The organism is Mesorhizobium sp. M1E.F.Ca.ET.045.02.1.1 (assembly GCF_003952485.1).
Classification (GTDB): domain Bacteria; phylum Pseudomonadota; class Alphaproteobacteria; order Rhizobiales; family Rhizobiaceae; genus Mesorhizobium.
Genome location: NZ_CP034447.1, coordinates 6,508,734 through 6,525,769 on the forward strand (window position 1 = coordinate 6,508,734; position 17,036 = coordinate 6,525,769).

20 protein-coding genes and 1 pseudogene are annotated in these 17,036 nt (G+C 64.9%); 7 read left to right on the forward strand and 14 right to left on the reverse strand.

The window, feature by feature from the left end:
• The first annotated feature begins 17 nt into the window (after window positions 1–17).
• Window positions 18–308: a muconolactone Delta-isomerase family protein gene (locus tag EJ070_RS31830; protein ID WP_126094892.1), complete on the forward strand. Its 291-nt coding sequence runs from the start codon at window positions 18–20 to the stop codon at window positions 306–308.
• 121 nt (window positions 309–429) lie between these two features.
• Here the strand turns inward: EJ070_RS31830 and EJ070_RS37285 are convergent.
• Window positions 430–595 (reverse strand): annotated as a pseudogene (locus EJ070_RS37285) (efflux RND transporter permease subunit); the annotation flags it as partial.
• A 46-nt stretch (window positions 596–641) separates the two neighbouring features.
• Window positions 642–1,358 (reverse strand): FadR/GntR family transcriptional regulator, encoded by a 717-nt coding sequence (locus EJ070_RS31835; RefSeq protein ID WP_189350188.1) that lies wholly within the window; start codon window positions 1,356–1,358, stop codon window positions 642–644.
• A 187-nt stretch (window positions 1,359–1,545) separates the two neighbouring features.
• On the opposite strand from EJ070_RS31835, the gene EJ070_RS31840 reads away from it, so the two are divergent.
• Together EJ070_RS31840 and EJ070_RS31845 are read left to right on the forward strand one after the other, a co-directional pair.
• A complete protein-coding gene (locus tag EJ070_RS31840) occupies window positions 1,546–2,577 on the forward strand; it encodes an L-idonate 5-dehydrogenase (protein ID WP_126095990.1) in 1,032 nt (343 codons plus the stop codon).
• Window positions 2,564–3,346 (forward strand): glucose 1-dehydrogenase, encoded by a 783-nt coding sequence (locus EJ070_RS31845; RefSeq protein ID WP_126094894.1) that lies wholly within the window; start codon window positions 2,564–2,566, stop codon window positions 3,344–3,346. The genes EJ070_RS31840 and EJ070_RS31845 overlap by 14 nt, the downstream gene beginning before the upstream one ends.
• Before the next feature lie 9 nt (window positions 3,347–3,355).
• On the opposite strand, the gene EJ070_RS31850 is transcribed toward EJ070_RS31845, so the two are convergent.
• The 3 genes from EJ070_RS31850 to EJ070_RS31865 all read right to left on the reverse strand — a co-directional run bounded on the left by EJ070_RS31850 (window position 3,356) and on the right by EJ070_RS31865 (window position 5,612).
• Window positions 3,356–3,787, reverse strand: coding sequence for a DoxX family protein (locus tag EJ070_RS31850; RefSeq protein WP_126094895.1), 432 nt, complete (start codon window positions 3,785–3,787; stop codon window positions 3,356–3,358).
• A 360-nt stretch (window positions 3,788–4,147) separates the two neighbouring features.
• Complete coding sequence (locus EJ070_RS31860) at window positions 4,148–4,609, reverse strand: tetratricopeptide repeat protein (RefSeq protein ID WP_126094896.1); 462 nt, start codon at window positions 4,607–4,609, stop codon at window positions 4,148–4,150.
• Window positions 4,610–4,640: 31 nt separating this feature from the next.
• Window positions 4,641–5,612: an MBL fold metallo-hydrolase gene (locus EJ070_RS31865; protein WP_126094897.1), complete on the reverse strand. Its 972-nt coding sequence runs from the start codon at window positions 5,610–5,612 to the stop codon at window positions 4,641–4,643.
• Window positions 5,613–5,916: 304 nt separating this feature from the next.
• Between EJ070_RS31865 and EJ070_RS31870 the strand changes: the two genes are divergently transcribed.
• Window positions 5,917–6,912 (forward strand): transporter, encoded by a 996-nt coding sequence (locus tag EJ070_RS31870; RefSeq protein WP_126094898.1) that lies wholly within the window; start codon window positions 5,917–5,919, stop codon window positions 6,910–6,912.
• Between the two features lie 9 nt (window positions 6,913–6,921).
• On the opposite strand, the gene rarD is transcribed toward EJ070_RS31870, so the two are convergent.
• From rarD to cysS, 8 genes are all read right to left on the reverse strand, one after another.
• Window positions 6,922–7,851, reverse strand: coding sequence for an EamA family transporter RarD (rarD, locus tag EJ070_RS31875; RefSeq protein ID WP_126094899.1), 930 nt, complete (start codon window positions 7,849–7,851; stop codon window positions 6,922–6,924).
• Window positions 7,852–8,169: 318 nt separating this feature from the next.
• A complete protein-coding gene (cimA, locus tag EJ070_RS31885; RefSeq protein ID WP_126094900.1) occupies window positions 8,170–9,786 on the reverse strand; it encodes a citramalate synthase in 1,617 nt (538 codons plus the stop codon).
• Window positions 9,787–9,983: 197 nt separating this feature from the next.
• Window positions 9,984–10,952 (reverse strand): prolyl aminopeptidase, encoded by a 969-nt coding sequence (pip, locus tag EJ070_RS31895; RefSeq protein WP_126094901.1) that lies wholly within the window; start codon window positions 10,950–10,952, stop codon window positions 9,984–9,986.
• The gene (locus EJ070_RS31900) at window positions 10,949–11,425 is read right to left on the reverse strand and encodes a GFA family protein (RefSeq protein ID WP_126094902.1); all 477 of its coding nucleotides are present in this window, start codon (window positions 11,423–11,425) and stop codon (window positions 10,949–10,951) included. Before EJ070_RS31900 ends, pip begins: the two co-directional genes overlap by 4 nt.
• On the reverse strand, window positions 11,422–11,913 hold the full coding sequence (locus EJ070_RS31905; protein WP_126094903.1) for a GFA family protein: 492 nt from the start codon (window positions 11,911–11,913) through the stop codon (window positions 11,422–11,424). Before EJ070_RS31905 ends, EJ070_RS31900 begins: the two co-directional genes overlap by 4 nt.
• 21 nt (window positions 11,914–11,934) lie before the next feature.
• Entirely contained in the window at window positions 11,935–12,321 is a 387-nt protein-coding gene (locus EJ070_RS31910) for a VOC family protein (protein ID WP_126094904.1), read from the reverse strand.
• On the reverse strand, window positions 12,318–12,722 hold the full coding sequence (locus EJ070_RS31915) for a DUF559 domain-containing protein (RefSeq protein ID WP_126094905.1): 405 nt from the start codon (window positions 12,720–12,722) through the stop codon (window positions 12,318–12,320). Before EJ070_RS31915 ends, EJ070_RS31910 begins: the two co-directional genes overlap by 4 nt.
• 178 nt (window positions 12,723–12,900) lie before the next feature.
• Window positions 12,901–14,352 carry a cysteine--tRNA ligase gene (cysS, locus tag EJ070_RS31925; protein WP_126094907.1) on the reverse strand — a complete coding sequence of 484 codons (1,452 nt, stop codon included), beginning with the start codon at window positions 14,350–14,352 and terminating at the stop codon, window positions 12,901–12,903.
• Window positions 14,353–14,743: 391 nt separating this feature from the next.
• On the opposite strand from cysS, the gene EJ070_RS31930 reads away from it, so the two are divergent.
• The gene (locus EJ070_RS31930) at window positions 14,744–14,899 is read left to right on the forward strand and encodes a hypothetical protein (protein ID WP_126094908.1); all 156 of its coding nucleotides are present in this window, start codon (window positions 14,744–14,746) and stop codon (window positions 14,897–14,899) included.
• A gap of 101 nt (window positions 14,900–15,000) precedes the next feature.
• Here EJ070_RS31930 and EJ070_RS31935 read toward each other — a convergent pair whose 3' ends face one another.
• A complete protein-coding gene (locus EJ070_RS31935) occupies window positions 15,001–15,762 on the reverse strand; it encodes an SOS response-associated peptidase (protein WP_126094909.1) in 762 nt (253 codons plus the stop codon).
• A 119-nt stretch (window positions 15,763–15,881) separates the two neighbouring features.
• On the opposite strand from EJ070_RS31935, the gene EJ070_RS31940 reads away from it, so the two are divergent.
• Both EJ070_RS31940 and EJ070_RS31945 read left to right on the forward strand, forming a co-directional pair.
• Window positions 15,882–16,298, forward strand: coding sequence for an NUDIX hydrolase (locus EJ070_RS31940; RefSeq protein WP_126094910.1), 417 nt, complete (start codon window positions 15,882–15,884; stop codon window positions 16,296–16,298).
• A gap of 319 nt (window positions 16,299–16,617) precedes the next feature.
• Complete coding sequence (locus tag EJ070_RS31945; protein ID WP_126094911.1) at window positions 16,618–16,995, forward strand: TIGR02301 family protein; 378 nt, start codon at window positions 16,618–16,620, stop codon at window positions 16,993–16,995.
• Window positions 16,996–17,036 lie beyond the last annotated feature (41 nt).

Consider the following 17,036-nt stretch of genomic DNA (forward strand, 5'->3'; position numbering starts at 1 on the left):
CCACAAAGGAGACCGCCATGCAGTTCTTTGCCCTTCTCACCCGCAACACCCAGAAGTTCAGCGACGCCGATTTCGCGCCGCTGCTGCCACCCGAGTCCGAGCAGCGCAAGACCCTCTATGCGCAAGGCGCCGTGCGCCAGATCTGGAACCGCGGCGACATCCCCGGCAGCGGCATGATGTTCGAGGCGGCGGACGAGAAGGAGGTGCGCGGCCATCTCGCCACGCTGCCGCTGATCGAGGCCGGCATGATGGACATCGCGGCGATCGTGCCGCTCAACCCCTATCCTGGCTTCGGTCCGAAGCGCTGAGACCGGGGCGCAGATCGGTGCTGCCGCTCCCCCGGCAGCACCTACGATCGACCGAAAATGCGACGGAAAATGCCACCCCGCGACGCATCGATGTGGCGCTCCGGCAGAGGGCGGGCGAGCACGTAAGCAACTGCGAGACGATGAGGCCGCCGACGATCGCGACGCCGAGCGGCTGGCGCAGTTCCGCCCGGTGCCGGTCTCGAGCGCCAGTGGCAGCGCGCCGAGCAGGGCCGCGAAGGTCGCATCATGATCGGCCGGAAGCGCTGGATGCTCGCCTTGTGGATTGCTACGCGGACAACCCTTCCTGGCGCTCGGAGCGAACGCCCCGCACGACTAGGACGCGCCCGTCAATTCCACCGCGCTGCGGACTCGGGCCAGCACCTCGCTCAGCATTTCGTGCATGGCTTGGCGCGCCATGGCGGCATCGCCCGCCTCGATCGCCCTCAGCACCTTTCCATGAGCGTGGAGATCGCCCACCGGGTGACCGAAGAGCGCATTGGTGGTCGGCACGCTGTATTGCAGCGCCGTGTGGATCAATGCCGATAGCGGCAGGAAGAAGCGGTTGCCGGTGGCCGCCAGCACCGCCTCGTGGAAGGCGGCGTCCGACGACACCGGATCGCCCTGGCCGGAGGACGCCGCCCGCATCGCCTCGAAGGCCTCGCGGATGGCGGCGATCTCGTTGGTGTCATTCCGGCTCGCGGCCAGGGCCGCCGCCTCGCACTCGAAGGCGAGGCGCACTTCCAGCAGTTCGATGATGAAATGGCGCGGCGTAGCGCTCTCGCGCAGCCAGCCCAGCACCGACGGGTCCAAGAAATTCCAGTCCTTCATCGGCCGGATGCGCGATCCGCGGCGCGGCCTTGTGAGCAGCAGGCCCTTGGCCGACAGGATCTTCACCGCCTCACGCGCTGCGCTTCGGCTGGCCCCGAAGCGGACGCAGACCTCCTCCTCGCCAAGCAGCGTGGCGCCGGGTGGAAAGAGCCCGCCGAGAATCTCGCGGCCGAGAATGTTGGTTATCTCATCGGTCACCGACGAGGTTTGATTGCCTGCCAAGTCCCGGCCCATGAATCCGCACGCCAGCGTTGAAACGGTCAGGGTTGATAGCTCAGCGGGGTTATGCTGTCCATATCATCTGATTTGTCAGATAAATGTGGTTGAAGCCTGCCCGGCTTTCCTGCTAGCTGTGGCAGCGAAAATTCGGGCGAAGCAGCGGAGAGCCGGTTTGTCGCCAACAGCCTCGATGCGCGTCGTGGTGCTGCGTCAGCCGCTCGATCTCCATGTCGAGGAGCGCGCCACCCCCTCGCCCGGTGCCGGCGAAGTGCTGGTGCGTATCGAGCGCGGCGGCATCTGCGGCTCGGACCTGCACTATTTCCGCCATGGCGGATTCGGCACCGTGCGCATGAAGGAGCCGATGATCCTCGGCCACGAGATCGCCGGTCGGGTCGAGGCGCTGGGCGCCGGCGTTTCGGGCCCGGCCGTCGGCACGGCTGTCGCGGTCAATCCCGCCAACTCTTGCGGAGCCTGCGCCTTCTGCCGCGCCGGCCAGCCGATCCACTGCCTCGACATGCGTTTCCTGGGCTCGGCGATGCGCACGCCGCATGTGCAAGGCGGCTTTGCCGAGCATCTGATCTGCCGCGCCGAAAATGCCGTGCCACTCACGAAGGGCTCCAACCCTTCCGCCGGCGCCTTCGCCGAGCCGCTTGCGGTGACGCTGCATGCGGTGGCCCAGGCGCCAGTCTATGGCAGCCGGGTGCTGATCATAGGCGCCGGCCCGATCGGCACGCTTTTGGTGCTTGCCGCGCGCTTCGCCGGCGCGCGCGAGATCGTCGTCACCGACGTCCAGGACAAGCCTCTCGACTATGCGGCGAAGGCCGGAGCCGACCGCACCATCAATGTCGCCAGGCACGCCGACGGGATGAATGTCTACGCCGCTGGCAAGGGCTATTTCGACGTCATCTTCGAGGCCGCCGGCCAGGGCGCCACGGTGGCGAGCGCCTTGCACTTCATCAAGCCGCGCGGCACGCTGGTCACCGTCGGGCAAGGCGCGACCACGGAGCTTTCGGTTTCGATGATCGTCACCAAGGAAATCGCGTTGAAGGGCAGCTTCCGCTTCGACACGGAATTCGCTCTGGCCGTCGATTTGATCGGCTCGGGCCGCATCGACGTCGCGCCCCTGCTCAGCAACACGCTGCCGCTCGCCGAGGCCAGGAAAGCCTTCGAGCTGGCGAGCGACAAATCGCAATCGATGAAGGTGCAAATTGCATTCGACTGACTATCTCGGCCGCCTGTTCGGCCTCGAGGGCAGACATGCCTTCATAACCGGCGCCAGCCGCGGGCTGGGGCTTGCCTTCGCCGAGGCGCTTGCCGGCGCCGGCGCGCGCGTCACGATCGGCGGCCGCAAGGCGGAGGAGTTGAAAGCCGCCGGCGACCGCCTACGCGGCGACGGCCACACGGTGGCGGAGGCGGTGATCGACGTGACCGACACGCAGTCGGTCGATAGCGCCATTGCGGCCACGGAAGCCGGTGCCGGCCCGATCGATATCCTGGTCAACAATGCCGGCATCCAGCGCCGCGCGCCGCTGGAAAGTTTCAGCGACGCCGACTGGGACGCACTGATGGCGACCAATCTCGACGGCGTGTTCAAGGTGAGCCGGGCCGTGGTGAAAGGCATGATCGCGCGACGCAAGGGGTCGATCATCAATGTCTCCTCGGTGCAGAGCGTGCTTGCCCGCCCCTCGATCGCGCCCTACGCGGCGAGCAAGGGGGCAATCACCATGCTGACCAAGTCGATGGCCGGCGAATGGGGCCAGCACGGCGTGCGCGTCAACGCGATCGCGCCCGGCTATTTCAAGACCGAGCTCAATGCCGCCCTCGTCGCCGACGAGACGTTCTCCGGCTGGCTCACCGGCCGCACGCCGATGCGGCGCTGGGGCGATGTCGAGGAACTCGCGGGCGCCGCCGTGTTCCTCGCCTCCGACGCCGCCAGCTTCGTGACGGGACAGACGCTGCTGGTGGATGGCGGGATCACGAGCGTGTTGTGAGGGCGCCGGTCAAACCGGCAGGCTTTTCACGTATCCAGCCAGCACCCTATCCACCGACAATCCGCCGGGGCCGGCGAGCGCCAGGATGAACATGCCGCCGGCGATCGCCAAGTCCTTCTCGAAATGCAAGAGCTCGTTCTGGCTGGCGAAGTTGGTGTGGAAGAGGCTGGCCGTCATCAGGCAGAACAGGCCGAGCCCGATCGCGCCGAGGCGCGCCAGGACGCCGAGCGCGACCGACAGGCCGGCGCCGAGCTGCAGCGCGATGGTGGCAAGAAGCAGCGGCGTGCCGACGCCGAGCACGGCCATCGCCTTCTGAGCGCCCTCGAAATGGGCCGCAAGATGCAATCCTTCATGCACGAAGATCAGGGATAGGAGCAGGCGGCCGGCAAGCAGGATCACGTCCCTGGCGTGAAGCTTCTCGGTGAGTTCGGTCGGTGACATGGTCAGCTCCGATAAGGTTGTGTCGGTATGCTCCGAAACACCTGCCCGATGTGTATCTTCACAAGGGCAAGGCGACTTTCCCCGAGCGCCGCGCCGCCCCTCACCTGCCTGCCGGCATCCTCTCCCCGTATAGTGACGGGGAGAGGGGCGCTCTCGCCGACGGTTTCGCCAATCGCAAACGTGGCAGGAAAGGCGCCAAGGTCGCGGCCAGCCACCTTCTCCCCGTCACCATACGGGGAGAAGGTGCCGGCAGGCGGATGAGGGGCGGCGCATGCATTGGCGATGTCTGCACTTCTCGAATTCCTTCGTCGGCGGCCACTTCGCGGCACTCGTCCGGGCAAGGAACGGCGCCCAAAAGCCTTACTTCGTCGCCTTGGTGTCGATAGCCTGTTTAAGGTCGGAGAGCTCCTCGCAGCCCGCCGGGCAGAGTTTTTGCAGCGAGGCGAGCTGCTCGTTGGCCTTGGCCATGTCGCCGGTCTCGACATAGAGCTCGCCCAGATATTCGTGCGCCGCCTTGTGGTCGGGCTTAAGCTCCAGCGCCTTGGTGTAGTAGGTCAGCGAGGTCTGGTAGTCGCCGGTCTTGCGCAGCGTGAAGCCGAGCAGGTTGTAGACGTCGGCCTGCTGGGTGTCCTGCGCAAGGTCGCGCAGCTCGGCCAGCGCGCTTCGATAGTCCTTGGCGTCGATCTTGGCCTTTACGGCCGTCAGGTCCGGCGCGTCGGCGCCTTCGATGTCGTCCACGGCATAGGCCGGCACGGCGATGGCGATCGGGGCCGCGGTCAGCACCGCAATGCCGCCGAGAACCGCGAAAAGTGCATGTTTCATGGGAGTTGGCTCTTTCTGTTCAGGATCCGATTCAGATCTGGGTTGGGGTGAAGGCGTAGGCGTTGCCGTCCTTGACGAAGCTGCCGGTGCCCGGGAACGGGAAGTGCGAGCCGCAGATGCGGACATTGTCGGCAATCACCTGGTCAATGAGCTTGTGGCGCGTGGCGATCGCCATCGGCCCGTCCTGGTCGTAAGCGCCCTGCCATTCGGGATGCGGTGCGAGCAGCGCCGGCACATACATGGTGTCGGCTGAAACCAGGAACTGCTCGGAGCCGGCATCGACATGGTAGACGGAATGGCCGGGCGTGTGGCCGGGCGCCGCCATGATGCGGATGCCGGGCACGACTTCCGTGCCGTCCTCGACCAGCTTCCAGTTCTTCCATTTCGGGAAATTCTCGGCGATGCGCTTGCCTGCCGGCTTGCGGCCTTCCGGCAGCTTGACGAGCCGGCTGGGGTCGGTCCACCAATTGTATTCGGTGGCGTTGACGATCAGCTCGGCATTCGGGAACACCGGCGCGTTGGTGCCCTTCTCCATCAGGCCCCAGACATGGTCGGGGTGGAAATGCGAGATCATGATGGTGTCGATCGCCCTGTAGTCGATGCCGGCGGCTTTCATGTTGGCCGGCAGATGCGTGGCGTTGGCCTGCCATTGGCCGACGCCGGAGCCGGCATCCATCATGATGGTGCGGCCGTTCATCCGCAGAACGACGACGGTGAGCGGGATCGGCATGAAGTCGGTGGTCAGCCCCGCCTTGGCGAGCGCCGCCTTGGTGTCGTCGACCGAGACGTCCTTGATGAAGGCCGGGTCGTGCGGCTTGCGCCAAATGCCGTCATAGACCGCGGTGACCTCGAGCGAGCCCACCTTGTATTTGTAGAAGCCGACCAGCGGCTCGACCGGGGTTTCGGCGTTAGCGGCAGGCGCGAATTCCAGCTTGCCGGCAATGCCGAAGGCGGCCGCAGCGGCGGCGGATCCGAGCACCATGCGGCGTGTCATGTTGAACATCAGAAGTCTCCTCTGGTGACTGCGGTTGGCGGTGGTTTCCTGGAAGTGAGCATTCCTCCGGGGCTGGCGACGTCCGGCCCGAAGGTTCGCCCCGCTACACAGCAAGACCCGGAAGGCTCGGGCTTTATTCCCGGATGGACGAAGAATTTTTGAGAAGCGCGCAATCTCGCCGCGGAAGGACTGTCGAGGGCTGGGTCACGCCCGCAGTCACCGAACTGTCACACGAATGCAGGGTCGCGCATGCTAGAAACGCAGCTCGGCCGCCCCCCGCGACCCGACCGCATCAAGAGCCGGCGAAGCCGCCATGAACATCGCTGTCCCCAACGAAGGCACCGACCTCTCGCCCTATTTGCCCGACGAGCACGGGCTGTTCTTCGTCTATCATTTCACCGCCGAGGGCCTGCGCACCAAGGATCCCGCCGAGGCGCGCTGGACGTGGCGCAGCTACCAGATCACCGACATGCGCGCCCGCCACGAGATCGCCGCCGAGCAGGCCTTGCCGGCGTCGGTGCGCGAGGCCTTCCTGTCGCCCAGCCATGGCTGCCACATCGACTTCGAGGACGACTTCCTCTATGGCGATCTGCCGGACCTCAGGCATGATTTTGCGGAGGCGCGCGGGCTCACCCATTTCCGCTTCGCCTTCAACGACACGATGCTGGTCGGCGCGCGCAAGCAACCGCTGGAATCGGTCGACAAGATCCGCAAGATGGTCGAGAGCGGAGCGCGCAAATTCCGCTCGCCCGCCGAGCTGATCGAGGCGGTGATGGGCCAATCCCTCGACGGCATGGCGGGCGAGCTCGACAAGATGGGCGACACGCTGGACGGCATCGAGGACCGCATCGTCGTCGACGCCTGGCACAGCGAGCGACAGGCGCTGGTCGACGCGCGCCGGCAGCTTGTGATCATCCACCGGCAGATGGCGACGCTCACCAACCTCTTTCGCCATCTCGACCATTCGCATCGCAACGAGCTGCCGGATGCGATCAACGACATGGCGGCCAGGCTCTCGCACCGGGCGCATACGCTGCATCACGACGGCGAGCAATTGCAGGCACGCACGCGGCTCCTACAGGACGAGCTGATGGCAAAGCTCACCGAGCGGTCGAACCAGTTGCTCTACATCCTCTCCGTCATGACGGCGGTGCTGTTGCCGATGACCATCATCTCCGGCCTGTTCGGCATGAATGTCGGCGGGTTGCCGCTGGTCGACACGCCGATGGGTTTCTGGGTGGTGACCGCGATATCCATCGTCATCGCCGGCATCGTTTACATGATCGTGCGACGGCTGGGACGGGTTTGAGGGTGATCTCTACCGTGTCGCCGGAGCTGTCGCCCGGACCTCGCGGCCCTTGAACATCGACCATGAATACATCGCAAGCGCCGTCCAGATCAGCGCGAAGGCGATGGCCTGGATGGTGCCGAAGGGCTCGTCGAAGATCAGCACGGCGATCAGGAACACCATGGTCGGCGCGATATATTGCATGATGCCGATGGTGGAGAGACGAAGCAGCCTGGCGCCGAAGGCGAAGAGCAGCAGCGGCACCGCCGTAATCGGGCCGCAGCCGATCAGCAGCGCGGTGTCCGTGGCGCTGCTGGAGATGAGATGGTCCTGCCCGGTGGCGATCAGGTAGCCGATATAGCAGAGCGCCGGCACCGAGAGCAAAAGCACCTCGAGCAGGAAGCCCTGGCTCGGGCCGATCGGCAGCGTCTTGCGGAAGAAGCCGTAGGCGGCGAAGGAGAAGGCGAGCGCCAGCGACACCCAGGGCAATTTGCCGGCCTCGACGGTCAGCACCGCCACAGCGATCGCGGCCAGCGCCACCGCCGCGATCTGCAGCCGGTCGAGCCGCTCGCCGAGCAGCAGCGCACCAACCACGACGTTGACCAGCGGGTTGATGTAGTAGCCGAGCGCGGTCTCGACGGTGCGGTCGACCGCGATCGCCCAGACATAGATGCCCCAGTTGATCGAGATCAGCACCGCCGTGAGCGCCGCCATGCTGATGCTCCTCGGCGAGCGGATCGCCGCCTTGAAATCGGCGGTGCGGCCGGCCCAGACCAGCACACAGGCTGCTATCGGCACCGACCAGACGACGCGGTTGGCGATCACCTCGGCGAGCGGCAGATGCGCGACCGCCTTCATGTAAAAGGGCAGGAGCCCCCACAGGAAATAGGCGCCCAGCGCCAAAAGAAAGCCGCGGCGGGCCCTGGCGTCTTGATCGAGTTCGGCTGTTGCGGTGACCATGGCCCAACGCTATCGCCCAGCTGCATGCTGATGACCATCGCAAAATTATGATGGATCAATGGACTTCCGCTGATGGTTCAAGGGGGGCGGCGCGGAATCCCAGGCCACAAACGCCTCGTTCCTTCCCACCCCCCTCTGGCCTGCCGGCCATCTCCCCCGCAAGGGGGGAGATCAGATGTCTCTTCGGCTTTCGCCAATCACCAACGTTGCAGGAAGGAGCGCAGCGGGCGGAACTGCCAATCTCCCCCCTTGCGGGGGAGATGTCCGGCAGGACAGAGGGGGGTGCTGTCCCTCGGCCTCAGAGCTATTTTTCAGCCCCTACTCCGCCGCCACCAGCCCAGCCATCTCGCGGTTCTTCATCAGCTTGTAGATGATCGAATCCATCAGCGCCTGGAAGGAGGCGTCGATGATGTTTTCCGAGACGCCGACCGTCCACCAGCGGGCGCCGGTGGAATCGTGCGATTCGACCAGAACGCGGGTGATGGCCTCGGTGCCGCCATTGAGGATACGAACCTTGAAGTCGGCGAGCTCGAGGTCGACGATCTCGCTCTGGTATTTGCCGAGGTCCTTGCGCAGCGCGATGTCGAGCGCGTTGACCGGGCCGTGGCCTTCGGCCACCGACATCTTCTCCTCGCCGTCGACCTCGACCTTCACGATCGCCTCGGAGACCGTCTTCAGATTGCCGTTGGCGTCGAAGCGGCGCTCGACCATGCAGCGGAACGACGTGACGGTGAAGAACTCCGGCAGGCCGTGCAGCATCTTGCGTGCAAGCAGCTCGAAGGACGCGTCGGCGCCCTCATAGGCATAACCTTCCGCCTCGCGCTCCTTGACCACTGCGATCAGCGCGTCGAGCCGGTGGTCGTCCTTCGGCACCTCGATGCCGCGCCGCTTCAGCTCGGCAAGGAAATTCGCCTTGCCGCCCTGGTCGGAGACCATGACGCGGCGGCGGTTGCCGACCGATTCCGGTGGCACGTGCTCATAGGTCGCCGGCTCCTTGGCTAAAGCCGAAGCATGGATGCCGGCCTTGGTGGCGAAGGCGGAGGAGCCGACATAGGGCGCCTGCGCTTCCGGCGCGCGGTTCAAGAGTTCGTCGAAGGCGCGGGAAAGCCTGGATATTCCGGTCAGCGCTTCGGCCGAGATGCCGGTCTCGAAACGGTCGGCGAAGGCCGGCTTCAGCGAAAGCGTGGGGATGATCGAGATCAGGTTGGCGTTGCCGCAGCGCTCGCCGATGCCGTTCAGCGTGCCCTGGATCTGGCGCACCCCGGCCTCGACGGCGGCGAGTGAATTCGCCACCGCCTGGCCGGTGTCGTCATGGGCGTGGATGCCGAGGTGATCGCCCGGAATGCCGCTGGCGATCACCTTTTCGATGATGGCGCGCACCTCCGAAGGCTGCGTGCCGCCATTGGTGTCGCACAGCACCACCCAGCGCGCGCCTGCATCATAGGCGGTCTTGGCACAGGCCAGCGCGTAGTCCGGATTGGCCTTGAAGCCGTCGAAGAAATGCTCGCAGTCGACCATCGCCTCCTTGCCGGACGCGACCGCCGTCTCGACCGAGACTTTTATCGAGTCCAGGTTCTCCTCGTTGGTGCAGCCGAGCGCCACGCGCACATGATAGTCCCAGCTCTTGGCGACGAAGCAGATGGCGTCCGACTTCGATTGCACGAGCGCCGCCAGCCCCGGATCGTTGGAGGCCGAGACCCCTGCCCGCTTGGTCATGCCGAAGGCGACGAATTTCGCGCTTTCCGTTCGCTTCTTCTGGAAGAAGGCGGTGTCGGTCGGATTGGCGCCGGGATAGCCACCCTCGACATAGTCGATGCCGAACTCGTCGAGCAGCTTGGCGATGGCGATCTTGTCCTCGACGGAAAAGTCGATGCCCGGCGTCTGCTGGCCGTCGCGGAGCGTGGTGTCGAAGAGGAAAAGTCTTTGCTTTTTCATGATGGCAAGGCGCTTGAGCACCCCCCTCTGGCCTGCCGGACATCTCCCCCGCAAGGGGGGAGATCGGCAGCTTTGCCGACGGCGCTTGTCCTACAGCGTCGGCGATTTGCGAAAGCGAAGGCGACATCCAATCTCCCCCCTTGCGGGGGAGATGGCCGGCAGGCCAGAGGGGGGTGGGACGGAACGCCGTACATCGACTAGATTTTCCCCGCAAACCCATCCGTCGCCCGGATCAGCCGGTCCAAGATCCCCGGCTCCGAATAGGCATGGCCGGCGCCCTCGATCAGGTGGAAATCCGCCTTCGGCCAGGCCTTGTGCAGCGCCCAGGCATATTTCGCCGGGCATGGCATGTCGTAGCGGCCATGGACGATGGTGCCGGGGATATCCTTCAGCTTCCAGGCATCGCGCAGCAGCTGTCCCTCCTCCAGCCAGCCGGCATGGACGAAGTAATGGTTCTCGATACGGGCGAAAGCCACCGCATAGTCGTCCTGGCCGAACGGCGTGCTGGTCTCAGGCTCCGGCAGCAGCGTGATCGTCTCGCCTTCCCAGAGGCTCCAGGCAAGTGCCGCCTCGACCTGGGCCTTGCGATCAGAGCCGACCAGCCGCTTGCGGTAGGCCGCCATCATGTCGCCGCGCTCGGCCTCGGGGATCGGCGCCAGGAAGCGTTCCCATTTGTCGGGGAACATCTCCGAGACGCCGAACTGATAATACCATTCGAGCTCGGCGCGCGTCAGCGTATAGATGCCGCGCACGACCAGCTCGCTGACGCGCTCGGGATGCGTCTCGGAATAGGCGAGCGCCAGCGTCGAACCCCAGGAGCCGCCGAACACCAGCCATTTGTCGAAGCCCGCCATCTCGCGCAAACGCTCGATGTCGGCGACGAGATGCCAGGTGGTGTTGGCTTCGAGCGAGGCGTTGGGCGTCGACTTTCCGCAGCCGCGCTGGTCGAACAGGGTGACGTCGTAAAGTTTCGGGTCGAACAGCCTCCGGTGTTTCGGCGAAATCGTGCCGCCCGGACCGCCATGCAGGAACACGGCGGGCTTGGCGCCCTTGGTGCCGCAGCGCTCCCAATAGACGGTGTGGCCGTCGCCGACATCGAGCATGCCCGAGTCGAACGGCTCGATCTCTGGATAGAGCGTGCGCAAGGAACCGCTGTGGATCGTCATAGTTTCAGGCCCTGCTGCGGCCAGTTGGCCGTCTCGTGATCGGGATGCTGGAAGGAGATGATCTGCTCCTGCCGTCGATAGAAGTCGGGGTCGTCGAGGATCGGCGCCTCGAAGATCTTCTCCACCCAGGGCAGCCGCACCGCGTAGTTGACCTGGATCTGCGGCGCGAGGTCCGAGCGGTCGTCGAAGGCGCCGATGGCGATCTCCAGCGCGCCCGGCTGGCGGTAGGTCAGCGGCGTGCCGCAGCGGCGGCAGAAGCCGCGATCGATGTTGACCGAGGACTGGAAATAGCTCGGCTCCTCATGGGTCCATTCGACGCCGTCCTTCGGCACCGTCACCAGCGCGCCGAAGAAATTGCCGAACTGTTTCTGGCACATGCGGCAATGGCAGATGGACGGGCGCCCAAGCTTGCCCTTGATGCGGAAGCGCACGGCGCCGCACTGGCAGCCGCCTGTTCGAACTTGGTCGGTCATGATCTTTCCTCCGGCGGCCATTGGTCGGTGTCGTGGTCGGGATGCTGATAGGAGACGAGCTCGGCGAGATAGGGCGCTGACGAGACATCGCCCATCGTCTCCTCGGACGGCAGTTTCGGGATGCCGTCGACATAGGGAAGCTTCGCCTCGACGCCCCACTGGATGGTCGGTGCAATCCCGGTTGGATCGTCGAAGGCGGCGATCGCCAGCGCCATGCCGTCGGGCGCCTCGAAAGTCAGCGGTGTGCCGCATTCGGCGCAGAAGCCGCGCCATGCCGCACTCGAGGAACGGAAGCGCTTCGGCTCGCCGCGCGTCCAGTCGAGCCTGGCGCCGCGAACCGAAACCAGCGGCAGATAGAAATTGCCGCTCGCCTTCTGGCACATGCGGCAATGGCAGACCGATGCGTCGCCCAGCGTACCTTCGACGCGGAAACGAACCGCGCCGCACTGGCAGCCGCCCGTATAGACCGGCCGGTTGTCGAGACTCATCGCTCACTCCGTTTCATGGGCTCACTCCGGATCATGGCAGACCGCCTCGACATTGTTGCCGTCGGGATCGAAGACGAAGGCGCCGTAGTAGTTCGGGTGATAGTGCGGGCGCAGTCCCGGCCCGCCATTGTCCTTGCCGCCGGCGGCAAGCGCCGCGGCATGGAAAGCGTCGACCTCGGCGCGGCTGCGCGCGGTGAACGCGACATGCTGGCGGTCCTTCGGCTTCTCCTTGCCCGCACTCACCCAGAACACCGGCCGGTCGCGGCCATAACCGCCCACCTTGGCGCCGCCGGTATATTCCTGCGGCACCATATAGAGCAGCGAAGCGCCCAGCGGCGCCATCGCCTTGTCGTAGAAGGCCTTGGACGCATCGAAATCTGAAACGGTGATGCCGAGATGGTCGATCATGGAACGAGTTCCTGCGTTGCTTGGTCCGGCACATCGGCGCCGGCCAGGCCGGCCGCGATGACGATGTGCTGGCAGACATTGTCGATATCGCGGATCACGTCGTCGTTCCAGAAGCGCAGGATGATCCAGCCAAGCGCTTCAAGCTTCGCGGTTCGTGCAGTGTCGGAAGCCGAGACCTCAGGCGAAGCATGCTGGGAGCCATCCACCTCAACGATCAGCTTCTTGGCGGGACAAGCAAAGTCGACGATGTAGCCAGCTATTGGCATTTGACGTCGAAATGCCAACCCCATGAGGCGGTGTGCGCGTAGCTCGTTCCAAAGCTTCAGTTCGGCGTCTGTCATTTGCTTGCGCATCTTGCGCGCATTGCCGCGATTGTTGGGAGACACGGGATAATGCGTCATCGCGAAGCGCCCCCCTCTGTCCTGCCGGACATCTCCCCCTCTAGGGGGGAGATCAGCAGCTTCAGCGACGGCGCCCACCCTTCAACGTCGGCGATTGGCGAAGGCGGCGGTGACAGCCAATCTCCCCCCTTGAGGGGGAGGTGCCCGGCAGGGCAGAGGGGGGTGCCTAGCGCCATCCTCACCGCCTGATCTCCCACGTCGTCACGCGCTGGCCTGTGACTGGATCCTTGCCATCCTTGAGCTGCACGCCTTGCGTCAATAGTTCGTCACGGATGCGGTCGCCTTCGGCCCAATTCTTGGCGGCGATGAATTCCAGACGATCGGCGATCGCCTTGGCGATCGCTTCTTCATCCACCTTAGCGGCACCGACATCGAAACCCAGGAAGGCCAGTGCAGCCTTCAGCGAAGCGGCGGCGGTATTCTCACCGGAGCCGCCGTATTCACCCGCCTCGCCGGCAAGCTGCGTCAGCCGCTGGAAGGCGGCGTAGGTGGCGAGGTCGTCGGACAGCGCTTCCACCATTTCGGCCGGCAGTTCCTTTGCCGCCGTAGGCGCAAGGTCCGCGGCGCGCTTCCATTTGCGCAGCGTGTTTTCCGCCTCCTCCAGCTTGCGCACGGAGAAGTCGATCGGCTCGCGGTAATGCGTCATCAGCATCGCCAGCCGCAGCACCTCGCCCGGCCAGTTGCGGCCGCCGAAGGTTTTCGTCTCCAGCAATTCGTGGATCGAATAGAAATTGCCGAGGCTTTTCGACATCTTCTGGCCCTCGACCTGCAGGAAGCCGTTGTGCATCCACACATTGGCCATGACCTTGGTGCCGTGGGCGCAGCGGGACTGGGCAATCTCGTTCTCGTGGTGCGGGAAGATCAGGTCGAGGCCGCCGCCATGGATGTCGAAGACCTCGCCGAGATAGGCGGCCGACATTGCCGAGCACTCGATGTGCCAGCCCGGGCGGCCCCTGCCCCAAGGACTTTCCCAGCCCGGCTCTTCCGGCGTGGACAATTTCCACAGCACGAAGTCGCCGGGGTTCTTCTTATGCTCATCGACGGCGATGCGGGCGCCTGCCTGCTGCTCGTCGAGATTGCGCTTCGACAGTTCGCCATAGTCCGGCATCGAGGCGGTGTCGAACAGCACCTCGCCGCCGGCGACATAGGCATGGCCGCGCGCGATCAGCTGCGCGATCAGCGACAGCATGTCGGCCTTGCCGTCCGCGCGGGGCGCGACGAATTCGGTGGCGCGCGGCTCGAAGGTCGGCTCCAGGCACCCGAGCGCCTTGACGTCCTTGTGGTACTGGTCGGCGGTCTTTTCGGTGACCTTGCGGATGGCATCGTTCAGCGAGAGCTTTCCGGCCGCGATCTCGTTGCCGAAATCGCGGAGCGCCCTGGCGTTGATCTTGTCGTCGACGTCAGTGATGTTGCGCACATACGTGACGTGCTCCTGGCCATAGAGTTGGCGCAGCAAACGGAACAGCACGTCGAAGACGATCGCCGGCCGCGCATTGCCGATATGGGCAAAGTCGTAGACGGTCGGGCCGCAGACATACATGCGCACATTTTTCGGATCGATCGGAACGAAACGCTCCTTCGCCCGCGTTAGCGTGTTGTAGAGGCTGAGGCCCTTCGATGCGTCAGACATGCGGTCCCGGTCCTTGATTTGGGTTCGCTGAAACCAGGTCTGCGCCGAAGGCGCAAATCGGGCTCCAGCCTGCTGGCCGGGGCGTTTGTCCAATCTGGGGAAAGATAAGGCGAAAACGTCCGGACCAGCGCGAAGCTAGCCAATAATGCAAATGCCACAAATGGCGAAAGACGTTTTCATGGGCGGCTTTATCGCGCCCGCCGGTGTTGCCGTCAAGTCGCTCTGTTCCGGAAACATGTCGTTGGATCACAGGTAAAGACGGGCCGAAACATTTTATTAAACATGTCGGCACAGTGATGAAACATTCGCGGGCTAGACCGCCCAGGCGTCACGATTTGGTCCGAATCGACCATCAAACGCGGACACGAAAATACTACCAGGGAAGAGAACAATGCCTCGAAGCAAGCAGGAACAGAGCCGACCGGCGCAACAGCCGCTCACCAAGCACTACCGCGCGATCGGCCCGGCAGCCATCGTCGCAGCCCTTCTTCACACCGCGAAGAAGAAGAAGCCGGCGCAGAAGATCGTTTCGCCGCGCGCCGCCTGAAAAAGGCACGACCGGCGCGGTCCCCGATGATGGGGCGCCGGCAATGAGGGCGACGCCAATGCGCGCCCCGGAACTGAGGCAGACGCCAAGAGCAAGCCTCTCTAGAACAGGGTCATCTGGTTTTCGTCCGCGCCGGGTTTCTGGCGCCTGACCTTCTCGGGCCGCTCGCCGACGACGCCCCGCTCCTGAATCTCCGGCCCGGTGTTGGCGACCTTGTTGACAAGGTCGGAAACCGCAATTGCCTCGAAGAAATCGGGTTCGGCGGGCTTCAAGAGGTCGAGTACGTCGCGCGGCTCCTGCGTGCGGCAATCCAGCCAGCGGGCGAAGTCGCGCTCCTCGATCACCACCGGCATACGGTCGTGGATATGGGCGATGCCGGCATTGGCCTGCGTCGTCAGAATCGCGCCCGTATCCATCTCGGAGCCGCCCGGCTCGGCATAGGTTTCGATAAGGCCGGCGAAGGCGATCACCCCGCCCCGCTTCGGCCGGATCCAGTAAGGCTGGCCCTTTTCGCTGCCCGACTGCTGCCATTCATAGAAGCCGGAGGCCGGCACCAACGCGCGGCGATGGCGCATCGCGGTCTTGAACGAAGCCTTTTCCAGCACCCCTTCCGAACGGGCGTTGAAGAGCAGCGGAAATTCCTTCGTGTCCTTGACCCAGGCCGGGATCAGGCCCCAGCGCACCAGTATCGCCTGGTGGTCCGGCAGGTTGGAGCCCGACGCGCGCTGCGGACCGGCAAGAGCCATCAGCACGGGCTGTGCCGGGGCGATGTTGTAGCGGGCCGGAAACTCCTCCAGCTCCGCAAGGCCGAGGAAGGCGGCGGTCTGGTCTGGCGTGGCGGTCAGGGCAAAGCGTCCGCACATGAACTCGGCTCGTCGATCGGAATTTTCCCAAAGGTGGCGATGGAACCCCCGCGCTGCAACGGCTAAAGCTTGATCAGGCCAATCGGTCCACAACAGGCTGCAGGAACATTCGGCATTCCATGGAACCGCGCAAGATCGTCCCCGCCGTCTCCGTCGCCGTCGTGCGCGGCAAGACGGTACTTTTGGTCAAGCGCGCGCGGCCGCCCTCGCAAGGGCTCTACGCCTATCCCGGCGGCAAGGTCGAGCCTGGCGAGACGCTAACGCAGGCGGCGGCGCGCGAGCTGGCCGAGGAAACCGGACTCGAGGCCAGGGACTACCACCCGCTGCGCGACATCCATATCGACGGCAGCGGCGAGAATCACGCCGTCGACTATCTGCTGACGGTGTTCGGAGCGGCCTATGTTGGCGGCGAGCCCGAGGCCAGCGACGATGCCGAGACGGCCGCCTTCCACACGCTGGCGGAAATGGCGGAGATGCCGCTGGCGGACGAGGTGCTTGAGGTCGCAAGAGAGCTGCTGGGCGATTCGCATAAGTAGCTTCGACAGCGCAACGCCATGACTTCCAGGCGCCTGCGCCGCCCCTCACCTGCCTGCCCGTCCTCCGCAGCAGCTGCGGAGGGTGGACCGGCATCCTCTCGGGGAGAGGGGCGTTCTCTTCGCCGATTTCGCCAATCTCCAGCGTTGCAAGAAGGCGCCCAGGCTGCGGCCAGCCCTTTCTCCCCGTCATTATACGGGGAGAAATGCCCGGCAGGGCAATGAGGGGCGGCGCCAACCTCAACAGGGAGAGATCCTGGCCAGGGACGACGGCCTCCCAAAATCGTCTTGCGAGCGGCGAATTGTTTGGTCACATAAGCCTATGACCCGCGCCTCACCTCTCCTCGCCGCGTGCCTCGCCTTCAGCATGACCCTCACGGCGCGGCCGACACTTGCGGCGGAGGCGCCGTTCGAGCCCGGGCTGATGCGGCTCGCCGAGGTGCTGGGGTCGCTGCATTTCCTGCGCAATCTGTGCGGCGAGAAGGGCGACCAGTGGCGGGTCGAGATGGAAAAGCTGCTCGAGTCGGAAAACCCCGATCCCGACCGCCGCGCTCGCTTCATCGCCTCCTTCAACCGCGGCTACCGCTCCTTCAGCGGCACCTATACGCAATGCACGCCCTCGGCGACCGAGGCTATTGCCCGCTACATGAAGGAAGGCGAGACGCTGTCGCGCGACATCGCTTCCCGCTACGGGAATTGAGGCCGGCGCCAATCGCGGCCAATCCGGTTTGCGCATAATCC

Excerpts from the sequence above, each read along its gene's own strand:
- pip (WP_126094901.1), bottom strand. The coding sequence starts at position 10,952 with ATGACGATCCACAGCGGTTCCTTGCGCACGCTCTATCCAGAGATCGAG.
- EJ070_RS31840 (WP_126095990.1), top strand. The coding sequence starts at position 1,546 with ATGCGCGTCGTGGTGCTGCGTCAGCCGCTCGATCTCCATGTCGAGGAG.
- EJ070_RS31900 (WP_126094902.1), bottom strand. The coding sequence starts at position 11,425 with ATGACCGACCAAGTTCGAACAGGCGGCTGCCAGTGCGGCGCCGTGCGC.
- EJ070_RS31870 (WP_126094898.1), top strand. The coding sequence starts at position 5,917 with ATGAACATCGCTGTCCCCAACGAAGGCACCGACCTCTCGCCCTATTTG.
- EJ070_RS31865 (WP_126094897.1), bottom strand. The coding sequence starts at position 5,612 with ATGTTCAACATGACACGCCGCATGGTGCTCGGATCCGCCGCCGCTGCG.
- EJ070_RS31860 (WP_126094896.1), bottom strand. The coding sequence starts at position 4,609 with ATGAAACATGCACTTTTCGCGGTTCTCGGCGGCATTGCGGTGCTGACC.
- cimA (WP_126094900.1), bottom strand. The coding sequence starts at position 9,786 with ATGAAAAAGCAAAGACTTTTCCTCTTCGACACCACGCTCCGCGACGGC.
- cysS (WP_126094907.1), bottom strand. The coding sequence starts at position 14,352 with ATGTCTGACGCATCGAAGGGCCTCAGCCTCTACAACACGCTAACGCGG.
- EJ070_RS31910 (WP_126094904.1), bottom strand. The coding sequence starts at position 12,321 with ATGATCGACCATCTCGGCATCACCGTTTCAGATTTCGATGCGTCCAAG.
- EJ070_RS31830 (WP_126094892.1), top strand. The coding sequence starts at position 18 with ATGCAGTTCTTTGCCCTTCTCACCCGCAACACCCAGAAGTTCAGCGAC.
- EJ070_RS31945 (WP_126094911.1), top strand. The coding sequence starts at position 16,618 with ATGACCCGCGCCTCACCTCTCCTCGCCGCGTGCCTCGCCTTCAGCATG.
- EJ070_RS31915 (WP_126094905.1), bottom strand. The coding sequence starts at position 12,722 with ATGACGCATTATCCCGTGTCTCCCAACAATCGCGGCAATGCGCGCAAG.
- EJ070_RS31940 (WP_126094910.1), top strand. The coding sequence starts at position 15,882 with ATGGAACCGCGCAAGATCGTCCCCGCCGTCTCCGTCGCCGTCGTGCGC.
- EJ070_RS31935 (WP_126094909.1), bottom strand. The coding sequence starts at position 15,762 with ATGTGCGGACGCTTTGCCCTGACCGCCACGCCAGACCAGACCGCCGCC.
- EJ070_RS31850 (WP_126094895.1), bottom strand. The coding sequence starts at position 3,787 with ATGTCACCGACCGAACTCACCGAGAAGCTTCACGCCAGGGACGTGATC.
- rarD (WP_126094899.1), bottom strand. The coding sequence starts at position 7,851 with ATGGTCACCGCAACAGCCGAACTCGATCAAGACGCCAGGGCCCGCCGC.
- EJ070_RS31905 (WP_126094903.1), bottom strand. The coding sequence starts at position 11,913 with ATGAGTCTCGACAACCGGCCGGTCTATACGGGCGGCTGCCAGTGCGGC.
- EJ070_RS31930 (WP_126094908.1), top strand. The coding sequence starts at position 14,744 with ATGCCTCGAAGCAAGCAGGAACAGAGCCGACCGGCGCAACAGCCGCTC.